Below are 13,286 nucleotides of genomic sequence, written 5' to 3'. Positions count from 1 at the left end.
GACGGTTTGGAAAGCGGAGCGGCCGGGACATGAGTGCGGGGGAGGCGATCTCGGTCGAGGGCGATTCCCGCCCCCTGCGACTGGTCTTCGACCGAGGCACGGTCGTCGTCGAGGGCCTGGCCGAGGGCCAGGAAGCTGCGCTGCCGGGAGTTCGCTTCGACCCCCGCACCAAGACCTCGCGGGCCGAGGCCATCTGGTACCGGCCGCTGGTCGAGCATCTCCGCGGCCGCAAGATCGCCTACGTCGACGACGCCCGGGGCTACGGTCCGACCCAGACGCCCTGGAAGATCCAGGTGGCCAAGGAAGCCTTTCCGCACCAGGTCGAGGGCCTGGACGCCTGGTGGAAGGCCGGCGGCCGCGGTGTCGTCGTGCTCCCCACGGGGACCGGCAAGACCCACCTGGCGAACATGGCCATCGAGAAGGCGGGCCGTCCCACGCTGGTCGTCACGCCGACCATCGACCTGATGAACCAGTGGTACGACGAACTCTCGATGAGCTTCGGCGTCGAGATCGGCCTCCTCGGCGGCGGTTACAACGACGTCCAGCCGATCACCGTCACCACCTACGACTCCGCCTGGATGAACATGGAGCGGCTGGGCGATCGCTTCGGGCTGATCGTCTTCGACGAGTGCCACCACCTGCCGGGAGCGACGTACGGGCTCTCGGCCATCTCGTCGATCGCCCCGTTCCGCCTGGGCCTGACCGCGACCCCTGAACGCGCCGACAACGCTCACACCCATCTGGACCAGCTCATCGGGCCGATCGTTTACCGCCGAGAGATCACCCAGCTTCGCGGCCAGTTCCTGGCCGAGTATCAGGTGATCCCGCTCTACGTCTCGCTCTCCGAGGAGGAGCGGCTGCGGTACGACAACGCCCGCGAGTGCTACCGGGCGTTCGTCAGCGGCTCGGGGATCGACATGCGCCGGCCCGACGGCTGGAGCCGGTTCCTCTTCCTGGCCTTCCGCTCGCCGGAGGGTCGCGAGGCCTTCCGCGCCTACCGCGAACAGCGCGACCTGGCCCTGGCCGCACCGGCCAAGCTCAAACTGCTCGACAAGCTGCTCGAACGCCACGGCCAGGACCGCGTGCTGATCTTTACCCACGACAACGCGACGGTTTATACGATCGCTCGCCGGTTCTTGGTCCCGGTCATCACCCACCAGACCAAGACCAAGGAGCGCCGGGACATCCTGCTGAAGTTCAACTCGGGCGAATACCCGATCGTGGCGACCTCCAAGGTGCTCAACGAGGGGGTGAACGTCCCCGAGGCCAACGTGGCCGTCATCCTCAGCGGCTCGGGCTCGGTCCGCGAACACGTCCAGCGCCTGGGCCGGATCCTCCGCAAGTCGGGCGACAAGCAGGCCGTCCTCTACGAGGTGGTGACGCGCGGAACAGTTGAGGAATACACCTCCAACCGTCGCAGGCAGCACAGTGCATACGACGGGGATTCTTGAACTCGGCTTTTTCTACCTGGGCTGATCAGAATCGGCAGTTCGGGACCATTCTCTATCTGGATATCCGTGCGCTTGCCGTTGAGCTTGGTGAGGGATTCATGCTCCGTCGAATCGACGATCAGAAGCCGGCGCAAACCATGTCCCCTCTCCCGCCGGGAGAGGGTGGCCCGCAGGGCCGGGTGAGGGTCGTCGGATTTCGGATCGAGCGGGTCCGTCGACGAGAACAGTCTTCCCCCCTCGCGGGGGAAGACGGACCGCGCAGCGGTCAGATGAGGGGGACGACCGCCATCGCACTCGCATCCGATCCTGCAACTTCAGAGCGACGCCGATCCCTCCTCATCCGGCCCTTCGGGCCACCTTCCCCCGCGAGGGGGGAAGGCCGTTTTGGTTCGGATCGAATCGTGGCTGGCGGATCTGGGGACCGTGGCCACGCTGGCGTGGCCCTGCGATCGGCGTCGGTCATGCAACCGTCCCGCGCCGGTTCATGGCCACGCCAGCGTGGCCATGGCACCCGGGTGGCTGAGCATGTGAATCTGGTCGAACAAAGCCAGATACTGAAGCCAGGGATTAGACGTAAGTTCTTGGTTTGCAATCAATTGAACGGCTCCGGGTTCGATGCCTCGGCCAGCAATCAAACCCAATTTCAAACCCGCCGACCCGGGAGGTTTCTCCCATGCTGACCGGCGACCTGATGCGGGTGAAGATCAGCAAGGAGCGGGTGCTCCCGATCTACCTGAACCGCGAGAGCGCCCAGTGGCTGGAAGCGGCGGAGAGCCTCCTGGCGATCTTTCGTGAAGGGGTCGGGATGACCCGGGGCGAGATCGAGGGGGAGATCGACGAACTCTTTGGCGGCGGGGGGAAGGCGACGCTCGTTCATCGCGGGCTGGCGAAGGTGCTGGAGAACGGGGCCGAGTTCGAGGTGGTCGCCGACGTCCCGCCCGACGTGATCCGCGAGAAGGTCTTCACGGCCGCCGCCGCGTACCGCAAGGAACTCGGCCAGGCTCATCCCCAGCTTCACGAGGGGGATTCGATCCCCGCTGGCGGCCGTCCCGCCCGGCCCATCTTCCGGCGTGAGGTGGTGCTGGAGGCCGTCGGCAAGGAGCTGAACGTCGAGCCCGAGACGCTGGTCGCCGGCATGTTCGCCGACCTTCGCGACGAGAACCGGATGCTCTCGTTCCAGGACATGACCGCCCAGCGGCTCATCGACCGCTACAACGTGGCCCTCGCCCAGACGGTCCTCCTGCGGTCGGTCCGGGTCGTGGTTGAAGTCCGAGGCGAGTCCCCCGCCCGGTATCGTCAGTTGTTCCGGCAGCTCAAGTTCCACCGGCTGCTCTACCGCGTGAGCGGCTCGATGCGCGAGGGGTACACGTTCCACATCGACGGCCCGCTGAGCCTCTTCGCCGCGACCACGCGGTATGGCCTGCAGATGGCGTTGTTCCTCCCCGCCCTGCTCCGCTGCAAGGAGTTCCGCCTCGACGCCGAACTGCGCTGGGGGCCGAAGCGCGAGCCCAAGAGCTTCCACATCGACGCCGGTATCGGCCTGGTCCCGCACACGGCGGACACCGGGACCTACGTTCCTCCCGAGATCCCCGCCTTCGCCGAGCGCTTCCGCCAGGTCGTCCCCGCCTGGGAACTCTCCGAGACGGCCGATATCGTGGAGTTGGGCCGCGAGGGCGTCTGGGTGCCGGACTTCCGCGCCGTCCACAAGAAGACGGGCCTCGACGTGTTCGTGGAGGTCGTCGGCTTCTGGAAAAAGACCACGCTCGACCGCCTGCTGGATCAGCTCCCCCGATTGGGGCCGGAGCGGTTCGTGCTGGTGATCTCGGACAAGCTGAAGGTGGACGAGGACGCGCTGGAGAAGCTCCCCGGCCCGATCCTCTGGTTCAAGGAGATCCCCAGCGCCCCCGAACTGGCGGGCCTGCTGGAGCGGTTCCTCCCCGGGAAACAGGAAGGCTTGCTGCCATGAGTCGCGAGAAGACGCTGAAACGGATCCTCGACGGCGGGATCGTCGCCGTCGTGCGGGCGGAGTCGGGCGAGGCGCTTGTGAAGGTCGTCGAGGCCCTGGCCGAAGGTGGAGTCACCGCGGCCGAGATCACCTTCACCGTCCCCGACGCGCTCGACGTGATCCGCGACGCTCGCCGCGCCCTGGGGGATTCGGTGGCGCTCGGCGCCGGCACGGTGCTCGACCCCGAGACCGCCCGAGCCGCGATCCTCGCCGGGGCCGAGTACCTCGTCAGCCCGACCGTGAACCTGGACGTGATCCGTCTCGCCCGGCGCTACGACAAGGCCGTGATGCCCGGCGCGTTCACGCCCACAGAGATCCTCACCGCCTGGGAAGCCGGCGCCGACGTGGTGAAGGTCTTCCCCGCCGAGATCGGCGGCCCTCCGTTCCTGAAGGCGGTCCGCGGTCCACTCCCCCAGATCAAGCTGATGCCCACCGGCGGCGTCGACCTCAACACGGCCGCCGCGTTCCTCAAGGCCGGCGCCTGCTGCCTGGGCGTCGGCGGCTCGCTCGTCGAACCCAAGGCCGTCGCCGCCGGAGATTTCGCCCGGATTCGCGATCTGGCTTCGAAGTATGTCGCCATCGTCCGGGAGTTTCGTGGGATGTAACCAACAGCCGATGACGAGAGGTCCCGTCTCCCGGGGGGAGAGGGAACTACCGTCGTCGCTGACGACCATTCCAGTCCCGTTCCATAAAGAAAGCCCTCCCGAGGTCCTCACCGATATGACGACCGAACACACTCATGACAAGCAGGAATTCACCTTCCAGGCGGAGATCAAGCAACTCCTGCACCTGCTGTCGCACTCGCTGTATCAGAGCAGGGAGATCGCGCTTCGGGAGTTGATCTCGAACGCTTCCGACGCGCTCGACAAGATGCGGTTCGTTTCGCTGACCGACGAATCTCAGCGCGATTGCGGACTGCTGGAGATCACCATCGAGCCCGACGACGCCACGCATCTCCTGGCGATCCGCGACACGGGCGTCGGCATGACGCGTGACGAGTTGGTGACGAACCTGGGGACGATCGCCCACAGCGGCTCGGGCGAGTTCCTCAAGGGGCTCTCGACCGAACAGAAGTCGAAGGCCGAGCTGTCGCTGATCGGCCAGTTCGGCGTCGGCTTCTACTCGGCGTTCATGATCGCCGACCAGGTCCGCGTCCGGACGCGGAGCTACCGCGAGGAGCACGGCTGGGAGTGGTCGTCCGACGGCACCGGCCGGTTCACCATCGAGTCCGTCGAATCCCCCTTGCCCCGCGGCACCGAGATCATCCTCCACCTCAAGGATGACGCCCACGACTTCGCCAAGCCGTATCGGATCAAGGACGCCGTCAAGCGGTACTCCAGCTTCGTCCCCCACCCGATCAAGCTGCTCCCCGAAGCCGAGGTCCTCAACGACCAGAAGCCGATCTGGGTCGAGCCCAAGCGCCAGGTCACCGACGAGCAGTACGAGCGGTTCTACCAGCACCTGAGCCACCACGGGGATGAAAAGCCGCTCTGGCGGCTGCACGTCTCGGTCGATTCGCCGATCCAGTTCCACGCGGTCCTCTTCTGCCCGCCGACGAACCTGGAGCGGATGGGATTCCCGCGCGTCGAGCACGGCGTCAGCCTGTGCGCCAAGCGGATCCTCGTGCAGCACGACTGCCGCGAACTGCTGCCGGACTACCTCCGGTTCCTCTTCGGCCTGGTCGACTCCGAAGACCTGCCGCTGAACGTCTCGCGCGAGACGCTCCAGGACAACACGGTGATCCGCCGGATCCGGGGCTCGCTGCTCAAGTCGATCTTCGACCGCCTGGAGCAACTCGCGAAGGATGAGCCCGAGGCCTTCCAAACGTTCACCGACCAGTTCGGCATGATGCTCAAGGAAGGCGTGATCGTCGACTTCGCCCAGCGCGAGCGGTTGGCGAAGCTCATCCGGTTCGGCTCCTCGCACAAGGCCGACGACAAGCTCGACGTCTCGCTGGACGACTACGTCGCGCGGATGCCCGAGAACCAGAAGCGGATCTACTTCCTGGGCGGCCCTGACCTCGCCGCGATCGAGAAGAACCCCAATCTGGAAGTCTTCCGAAAGCGCAAGCTGGAGGTCCTGTACCTCACCGAGCCCATCGACGAATTCGTCATGAACTCGCTCGGGCAGTACGGCGGCAAGCGGCTGACCTCGATCGACTCCGACGACCTGGAACTCCCCGAGGCCCCCGCCGAGGAAGGCAAGGCCGAGGATGCGGAGGCGTCGAAAGCCGAGCCGGGCTTCGAGCGGGTGCTGACCCTCTTCCGCGAGGCTCTCGGCAGCCGGGTGCGAGAGGTCCGCGAGTCCCATCGCCTGACCGACAGCCCCTGCTGCCTGGTCAACGCCGACGGCACGCTCTCCACTCAGATGCAGCGCATCCTGAAGATGGCCAACCGCGACATGCCCGAGGCCGAGCGGATTCTGGAGATCAACCCGAAGGCTCCGTTGATCCGTCGCCTGACCCGTCTGAGCGCCAACACGGACCACGACGCCTTTATCAAGGAGTGCGGACTCCAGCTCTGGTCGAACGCCCTGATCCTGGAAGGCGTCACTCCGGACGCCCGCGAATTGACCTCCCGGATCGAGTCGTTCATGGACGAGGCGGCGGAGAAACGCTCGCCGTTAATCGTCATGTGAGCGGTCGATTGACGATTCGGGCTGGGGGGAATTCTTGGTTCCTGGTAAGGATTCCGTGAACGCTTTCCGGCCCGGAGGCCGATTGCATGAGGGAGAAACAAGGACGCGTCGCGGAGCGGCGTGAAGGTCGGGGACCGATCTGCGAGGGGTTCATGGATGATGCTCGGCGGATCGGCGTCCCCGTGGCGCGACGGCGCTTCCTTTGGGGGGCCGCCGCTGCGATGGCCGGGCCCTCGCTCGTTCAGGCTGCGGGCGACTCCGGTCATGCGCTGAACCACGCCGGCTCGACGAAGCTCAAGGCCCATCTCGCCGAGCACGCCGGAAGTCGAGACGGGGTTGAGCTTTACTATCAGGCGGCGGTCTTCGCCTACGCCGCGATGGCCGCCGACCCGACCGGCCGCGAATCGGGCCGGGCGATGGCTCTCTACAACGAGTGCCTCGCCGGTTGCCTGCGGGTCGCGTCCCGTCATCGGGCGATCGACCCCCGGTCGAGCCTGGTTCTCCGGACGTCCCGGGGCGAGGTCGCCGTACCGATCGTCCATCGCGGGTTCGTCTGGTCCCCCTCCGAGTTCCACGGGCTGATCCCCCCCTCCACCGCCCCCCGGAATCCGTCCAACGCCCGCGACCACACCCGGGCCGGCCTGGGGGCTCCCCAGGTGGTCCGGCGCTGCAATCCGCAGGCGACGGCCGCTGACGCCTTCTTGCCGACCACCAGCTACTTTCCCGCCACGGCCGCCCTTCGGCCTGACCTCGACGCCTGGCTCAACGGCGGCGGACCCGGGCCGGGCGACGTGCTGGAACTCGTCGATCCCCTTCGCGTCGGCTGCGTGGAGGGTCCAGGGGCCGGCCGTCCCCTGGCCTATGATCTCGACGCTCCCATCGCCTTCCTCGAACACGAGACGATCGGGCCGTTTCAGTCGGGCTGGGAAGGCCTGGTCAACCCGAGCCAGGATCCCAACCGGGCGTTCCTGAACCTGCTGGAGCCGTTTCAGCCGGGCAAAACTCCTGTCGTCTTCGTCCACGGCCTGTATGACAGCCCGTACACGTTCACCGACCTGATGAACGGCCTGCGGTTGCGGCCGGGGTTTCTGGACCGTTACCAGATCGTGGGCTATCGCTATCCCACCGGCCTGACCTTCCTGCACACGGCGGCCCTCTTCCGTCGCGACATGTACCGCTTCGCCGCCGCCGTCGACCCCGCGCAGGCAGACCCCGGCGTGCAGAACTCCGTGCTGGTCGGACACAGTATGGGCGGCCTGGTCATGAAGACGCTGATGGTCTCGTCCGGCTGCACCTTCTGGAACCAGGTCTGCAACCGTCCTCTGGAGGCGCTGGCGACCGCGGAGCAGTCGCGGGCCTCGCTCTCGGCCCTGTTCTTCTTCGAACCGGTCCCCACGATCCGGCGGGCGATCTTTGTGGCGACCCCTCACAACGGCCTCAGCGCCGCAGCCCAGCCCGGCGGCGTGATTACCGAGGCCCTGACTCGACGCCCCAGAGACCTCGACGGCCTGATCGGGCAGCTCAACCGCGACAACCCCGGCGCGATCCTCCCTTACATGCACGACCTGCCCAACTGCATCGGTATGCTCCGGCGTCGCGAGCCCACCCACCGGGCGCTCCGCGACCTGGCGATCGATCCTGCGATCCAGTATCACACCATCGCCGGCACCGGGCGGATTCTGCCAGCGGCGATCTCCCACGGCGACGGCGTCGTCCCCGTCGGCAGCGCCCATCACGAGGGGGCTGCCAGCGAGACCCTCGTTCCCGAGACCCACACGACGATCAACCCCAGCGAGTACACGCTCGTTGAGGTCGAGCGAATCCTCCGTCTCCACGCTGGAAGCTGATCGACCCGCGGACTATTCGGGAGCGATGCGGTCCAGCAGCAACATCACGACATCCCGGGCCGACGCATTGATCTTGTCCGGGCGAAGGTCGATCTCGCAGGGCGGAAGCTGGACCTGATCTCCGGTGATTCGGCCGTGTGCAACGGCCAGAAGCCGGAGGAACTCCTCCGTCGCCGGCTGGGCGTCATGGCAGGGCCTGCGCTTGTAGAGCACCTCGGTGGTGCGGCCGTCGTCCAGGATCGAGACGACGCGGAGCGCGTAGGCGACGTCGTCCCAACCACGCTCCTTCATCAAGCGATGGAGCGCCTGCCACGGCGGCGGTTCAGGGGTGAGGGCGGCGATCTCGGAGAGTTCCTGAAAGCCCTCGGACACCTGCACCTCGACCAGGGCGGCGCCGATGATCGATCGTCCCTGGCCCACTCTTCTCAGCTCGGCGTCGTTGGCCGGCCCACTATTCGCGCGGATGACCAGGTGTAGTGGGGCTGCCAGGGCTGCGATCGAGCCCAGGACGATGACGACCGCGTGGGTCCACCACATCAACGTGCGAAACGGGGGAATGAACCGCCGGCCACCTGTCGTCGACTCGGGAGCCCGATTCATATAACCCCGCGACTGGAATCGAACAGAGATTTCGCACGACCCTCGCGTCGGCCCGTTTGGGATGGGCGAAGACGACGATCAGCCTTCCAGCGTCGAAGTCGATTCTCTCGCCGCATCGCGCCTCAAGAACCGTTCGCATCACGCAGGAGTTTACTGCTTTGGGAACGCCCTGTCATCGCTGTCTCGAAAAATTGGCCCGGTCGACGATGCGATGTCAGGCAAGTGCTCGGCGTGTTTCACGAGATCTTCAAGGATCGAATCCGGGACAGCGAGTCCTTCTTCCGGTTGGAGCTTGATGATCCGCGGCTGGGTCTCCGGGAGGAGCCCTGCTGCGCGGGGACCTCCTCGTAGAATCGATGTGAACTCCCTGGCGTGCCATGGTTCTGCGTAGGGGCGTCGCATGTAAGTTATGTCGTCGATGAGGCCGTCGTTGAGGGTCCAGCGGACTCGAAGGCTATAGCGGAGCTCCGTGCAACCACGGGCTTCCATCAGGGCGAGGAGATCCTCCCACCTCGGTTCGTGAGGGGCGGCGGCAACCTCCTTGGCCAGTTCGATGAAGCCCTCGGAGGCCCAGAAGTCCAACAACTCAGCCTGCGCGACCTTGCGCTCGCTGGCTGAGCGTTCTCCCGACGCGCCTGAATCCAGCGGCTCTTTCAAGAGTTGGGGAACGAGGACGACCACGGCGGTGAATCCCATTCCGCTGATCATCCCCAGGGTCCGCCCCGCACCGGACAGGCAGCGCCCGACGTTCGATCGATTCATGGCTCCCCCGATTCGTCGCCACTGAGATGGGCTTCGGCGACTTGGACGAATAGCCTTTCAGAGAGGACGACGGTCGACTTCGCGGCCGAGGTCCTGGCTTTCCCCACGAGGCAGAGACAAGATCTTTTACGCGGGTGCGTGCGAATGTTTCAAATCAAATCAGGGATGAAAATTTTTTAGAGTCTCGGCTTCCGTGTCGCGCTCGAGCGGGCCGGGTGCGTCGGACTCGTCGAACAGGAGGCGAGGGGTCGATTCCGGACCGTGTTTCAGAAAATCGAGCAAGTGCTCGCGGTAGACGCCGTCGACGTCATCATAGGGTATGAGGTTGTATGTGATTGTATAGTCATGGCCGTCGCGTAGGACCCAGCGCAGGCGTCGGCTGTAGTGCAGGTCGGTGCAGCCTTGTTCCTCCATCAGCCGGCGGATGGCCTCCTGAGTCGGCTGATCGGAAAGCTGAGAAACGGCTGCAGCCAGCTTCTCGAAGCCCTTTGATCCCGAACTCTCCTCCAGGATGACGCGGGCGACGGTGCGACTTGCGTCGAGTGGAACCTCATCCGCTGGATCGGCGCCCAGCGAATAGTGCAGGCGCAAGGGAACCAGCACGAGCAACACCGCCAACCCGGCGAAGGCGATCACCCCCGACTGGCGGACGATCGCATCCAGCAGGCCGCCCGTCGATCTGCGAAGGCGCACGCTGCCCTCCTGACGCGTTGAAGCGCTGTTGTGATGAGTTCAAGATCTCGGCGGAACGCCCGCCGGGTGATGTCGGAAATTGGTTCGTGCGTTGACGATGGCGTGAGCCGGAACACCGTTTCCGGCGGCGGGAACGCGGCGCTCGATGGAGGTCGAGAGCTTCGACAAGGAGTCTTGCTTAAGGCTCCCTCTTAGTCTTCACAGGCGGTCTGATTGTCTTTCAGATGTAATCGTGGATGAGCAGGATTTATTCGGGGGATTCTGCAGGATCAGAAGCGAAGGCCGTAGGAGGTTCGCCTTTGGAACGCTTGCGGGGGAGGACGGAGCCCGGCCTGCGCCGGGCTCCGTGTGAGGATCAGCGAACTCAGGATGCAGGCGGTTTGACGTCGTTCTTGATCGGGAAGACGAAATCGCCGCGGCCGTCGTAGCCGACGTTCCGTTCGGCGCGGTCGTCGGTCTCGTCGGGGCCGACGCTGTAGAGCAGCATGCAGCCCTCGGTCGACTGCTGGCGATGGTCGGCAGTCGCCAGATGGTTCGACGCGAGAGGGTCGATCGAGCCGATGGGCAGGAGCGACTGCCCCTGCGACGGCACGTAGCCGAATGGCTTGCTGGAGAAGACGTCGACGAGATCCTGGGGTTTGGCGCCCAGTTCGTCCGAATCCTCCTTGGCGGTGATCGCGTCCAGGGACGTCGGAAGCTTGCCGTCGTGCCGGGTTTGGTAGAGCCGCAGAAGGAGCACCAACCACACGGCGCGGCGGGTGGTTTCATTGCGGCCGATGACGTCGAAGTCGCGGCCCAGTTCGGAGTAATCCAGCAGCGGCGTCGAGATGGACAACGTGTTCAGATCGTCCGGCGTGAAGGTCTGCGTCTTGCCATGATCGAGCAGGACGAATTCCCGATGGGGATCGACCCCGGCTCGGATCCATCGCCAACGCTCTGATGGAATCCCGCCGCCGGCCGAGCGGAAGGGAGAGGCTTCTCCCTCGAATCGACGGATCTGGGCCGCGGCCAGCAGATCGTAGACTCGTCGGGCGCGGGCTCGTTCCCAGGAGGTTGTTTGGACGTCGTACCTCAACTTGTCGAGCGACCCGACCTTGGCCTTCTTGCGATCGAGGTTGGGTCCATAGAGGAGCAGATCGACCAGGCTGTCCCCCGGGAGGTCGAGCATGTTATGGAAGAGGGCCGCGTCGGCCCGAATCCGGTCGGCCGGAGACGTGGCCTCGGGGAGCGCCTTCCAGGCTCGGGCCGCCTTCTCCAGAGTCGCCGCCGTCTGGCGCGGGTCGACCGTCCAGCGCAGGGCCATGCCGGACGCCAAGGGGTCGATCAGCCGGCTCGACCAGCGCGAACTGTACGAATACTGCCGGGCCATCCGCTCCAACGATTCAACCTCGGTCCAGGCCCCCTCCATCTCTCCCTGGGCGAGTCGGACGCGGGCGGAGACGGCCAGGGCCGTGATCAGCGGGTGAAGGGGCGGTTCGTCGGCCACATCCAGCGTGCTCGCCTTGCGGAGATCTTGAAAGCGGCACGCTGGCTTCCGGGCCGCCTCGCGCAGTTTGACCAGCGCGGGTTCGATCCGACCAAGCCATTCGAGGACTTCCCGCGGAATCGGATCGAAGGAAGCCTGATCGAGCGACCGGACGTCCGTGATCCACGGCGCCGCCTTGCCTTCCGGAACCGAGGCTGGATAGCCGTTGCGTGCGAGAATGCGCTCCGCCTCCCGGTACAGCGGCGCAGCGTTGTCCTCGTCGGCGACCGGTGCGACGATCCTCGATTGCTGAAAGATCGAGTCATACTGGCTGGCCGGGATGAGCGGCGCTCCCCAGGCGCGGCTGGCGATGTAGGCCGGCCCCAGGATCGCCGGGACGGCCGCCGCGTAGACCGCCAACCGCGCCCATCGCCCCCAACCGGGGCGGTCGTACAGCCAGTCAGCGCTCCACGCCCAGCCGACCGCCAGCAGCGCGACCGCGAGGTAAGGCCAGTACCAGGGGAACATGATCTGCGACGCCAGCATCCCCACGAGGAGCAGGGCTGTTGCAAGGCTTGCGACGAGGGCGATCATCCCCGCCATGATCCCGCGGCGGAAAGCCATCCCGCAGAGGACGCCAATCGCGAAGATGATCGTCAGGCCTGCGACGACCCACATCGCGATCGACGCCAAGTCTCGAAGAAACGGGGGATTGTTCGCGATCGAATGCGAGGTCGTCGTCGAGACGATCGGCGCGAAGGTGATCGCCCACAGGCCGAGCGCCGTCAGCCACCAGGTCCCGACCTTGACCGCCCAGACCACACCGGGCCGCGCCCCGTGCTGAAGCAGGAACCGCTGCGTCTGGCCTCGGTTCTCACCGTTGAACGCCAGGACGCCGGTCGTCAGCGCCAGGATGGCCGAGCCGAGGTAGATCAGCGAGGTATCCGCGCCGCCGCCTCGAGTGTTCCAGAAGAGCAGAAACGGCCCCACTCCACTGGCGATCGCCAGACCGATGAGCGTCCACATTTCTGACCGCACTTGCCGCAGGGTTTCCCACAGGAGCCTCGGCACGGAGTACTTCCAGACTCGGGCGAGCCGGCCGGCCGGCGGAGGCGTGTCCAGGAGGATGTTCGACACCGGGCCCTCGACCTCCCCCGCGGTGACGGCGGGCCGAGCCCGTCGCGGTTCCCATCGCGGCGGCCCGAAGCGCCGGAAGATCCACGCCGAGGCCGCCGTGGACAGCGCCGCGACCAGCAGGAGCAGCGGCGCCGCGTCGATGGCCCCCGACTCAGTCTGGAGATTGACCAACGCCAGCAGCGTGACGGAAAGCGAGACCATCGCCAGCACGGCGGCGGTCATTGCATTGGCCAGCAGCGACGACCAGAACAAGCCCCAGCCCATCGCGACCAGCCCCACCAGCAGGGCCACGCCGGAGATGTCCCGCCAGTAGGTCGAGTAGCCTCCGAGGGCCAACGCGCTGATCAGCAACAGGCCACCCAGCCCCAGGGCCGTCGCGAAGGCGAACGACGCCTTGGCCGCCCAGAGTCGCAGGCGTTCAACCGGCAAGGCGTCGAGGATCCAGAGCGTGCTGCTCTCGCGTTCGCCGGCGAATACCGCGGCCGCGATCAGGAACACGTAAATCAAGGTGACGACTTCGGCGAGGATCGCCAGCCCCCGCGGTTCGCCGTCGCCCTGGGCATACCCGACGATGAGCGCCTGAATCGCGATGCCCACCACCGCCAGAAACGCCCAGACCGGCCACGTCTGCCGCGCCTCCTTCCACCACAATCGCGCGAACATGCGATCCTCCTTTCGGGATCGAAGGA

9 protein-coding genes are annotated in these 13,286 nt (G+C 66.0%); 5 read left to right on the top strand and 4 right to left on the bottom strand.

Annotation, left to right across the window (positions count from 1 at the left end; genetic code table 11):
* Positions 1-29 precede the first annotated feature (29 nt).
* The 5 genes from G5C50_RS12260 to G5C50_RS12240 all read left to right on the top strand — a co-directional run bounded on the left by G5C50_RS12260 (position 30) and on the right by G5C50_RS12240 (position 7,940).
* Positions 30-1,451 carry a DEAD/DEAH box helicase family protein gene (locus G5C50_RS12260; RefSeq protein ID WP_165069557.1) on the top strand — a complete coding sequence of 474 codons (1,422 nt, stop codon included), beginning with the start codon at positions 30-32 and terminating at the stop codon, positions 1,449-1,451.
* Positions 1,452-2,124: 673 nt separating this feature from the next.
* A complete protein-coding gene (locus G5C50_RS12255) occupies positions 2,125-3,417 on the top strand; it encodes a DUF790 family protein (RefSeq protein ID WP_165069555.1) in 1,293 nt (430 codons plus the stop codon).
* Positions 3,414-4,061 (top strand): bifunctional 4-hydroxy-2-oxoglutarate aldolase/2-dehydro-3-deoxy-phosphogluconate aldolase, encoded by a 648-nt coding sequence (locus G5C50_RS12250; protein ID WP_165069553.1) that lies wholly within the window; start codon positions 3,414-3,416, stop codon positions 4,059-4,061. The genes G5C50_RS12255 and G5C50_RS12250 overlap by 4 nt, the downstream gene beginning before the upstream one ends.
* 115 nt (positions 4,062-4,176) lie before the next feature.
* Positions 4,177-6,093, top strand: a complete 1,917-nt coding sequence (gene htpG, locus G5C50_RS12245) for a molecular chaperone HtpG (protein ID WP_165069551.1) — start codon at positions 4,177-4,179, stop codon at positions 6,091-6,093.
* Positions 6,094-6,179: 86 nt separating this feature from the next.
* On the top strand, positions 6,180-7,940 hold the full coding sequence (locus tag G5C50_RS12240; protein WP_165069549.1) for an esterase/lipase family protein: 1,761 nt from the start codon (positions 6,180-6,182) through the stop codon (positions 7,938-7,940).
* 12 nt (positions 7,941-7,952) lie between these two features.
* On the opposite strand, the gene G5C50_RS12235 is transcribed toward G5C50_RS12240, so the two are convergent.
* The 4 genes from G5C50_RS12235 to G5C50_RS12220 form a co-directional block, all read right to left on the bottom strand.
* The gene (locus tag G5C50_RS12235; protein ID WP_165069547.1) at positions 7,953-8,477 is read right to left on the bottom strand and encodes a hypothetical protein; all 525 of its coding nucleotides are present in this window, start codon (positions 8,475-8,477) and stop codon (positions 7,953-7,955) included.
* A 213-nt stretch (positions 8,478-8,690) separates the two neighbouring features.
* Positions 8,691-9,236 carry a hypothetical protein gene (locus G5C50_RS12230; protein ID WP_206107666.1) on the bottom strand — a complete coding sequence of 182 codons (546 nt, stop codon included), beginning with the start codon at positions 9,234-9,236 and terminating at the stop codon, positions 8,691-8,693.
* A gap of 225 nt (positions 9,237-9,461) precedes the next feature.
* On the bottom strand, positions 9,462-9,995 hold the full coding sequence (locus G5C50_RS12225) for a hypothetical protein (RefSeq protein WP_165069542.1): 534 nt from the start codon (positions 9,993-9,995) through the stop codon (positions 9,462-9,464).
* A gap of 364 nt (positions 9,996-10,359) precedes the next feature.
* Complete coding sequence (locus tag G5C50_RS12220; protein ID WP_165069539.1) at positions 10,360-13,260, bottom strand: hypothetical protein; 2,901 nt, start codon at positions 13,258-13,260, stop codon at positions 10,360-10,362.
* Positions 13,261-13,286 lie beyond the last annotated feature (26 nt).

The organism is Paludisphaera rhizosphaerae (assembly GCF_011065895.1).
Lineage (GTDB): Bacteria > Planctomycetota > Planctomycetia > Isosphaerales > Isosphaeraceae > Paludisphaera > Paludisphaera rhizosphaerae.
The sequence above is the reverse complement of the archived record's forward strand: the minus strand, read 5'-3'. Positions and strand labels throughout refer to the sequence as shown.

Coding starts and splice junctions, on each gene's coding strand:
- G5C50_RS12230 (WP_206107666.1), bottom strand. CDS start 9,236: ATGGGATTCACCGCCGTGGTCGTCCTCGTTCCCCAACTCTTGAAAGAG.
- htpG (WP_165069551.1), top strand. CDS start 4,177: ATGACGACCGAACACACTCATGACAAGCAGGAATTCACCTTCCAGGCG.
- G5C50_RS12235 (WP_165069547.1), bottom strand. CDS start 8,477: ATGTGGTGGACCCACGCGGTCGTCATCGTCCTGGGCTCGATCGCAGCC.
- G5C50_RS12220 (WP_165069539.1), bottom strand. CDS start 13,260: ATGTTCGCGCGATTGTGGTGGAAGGAGGCGCGGCAGACGTGGCCGGTC.
- G5C50_RS12255 (WP_165069555.1), top strand. CDS start 2,125: ATGCTGACCGGCGACCTGATGCGGGTGAAGATCAGCAAGGAGCGGGTG.
- G5C50_RS12240 (WP_165069549.1), top strand. CDS start 6,180: ATGAGGGAGAAACAAGGACGCGTCGCGGAGCGGCGTGAAGGTCGGGGA.
- G5C50_RS12260 (WP_165069557.1), top strand. CDS start 30: ATGAGTGCGGGGGAGGCGATCTCGGTCGAGGGCGATTCCCGCCCCCTG.
- G5C50_RS12250 (WP_165069553.1), top strand. CDS start 3,414: ATGAGTCGCGAGAAGACGCTGAAACGGATCCTCGACGGCGGGATCGTC.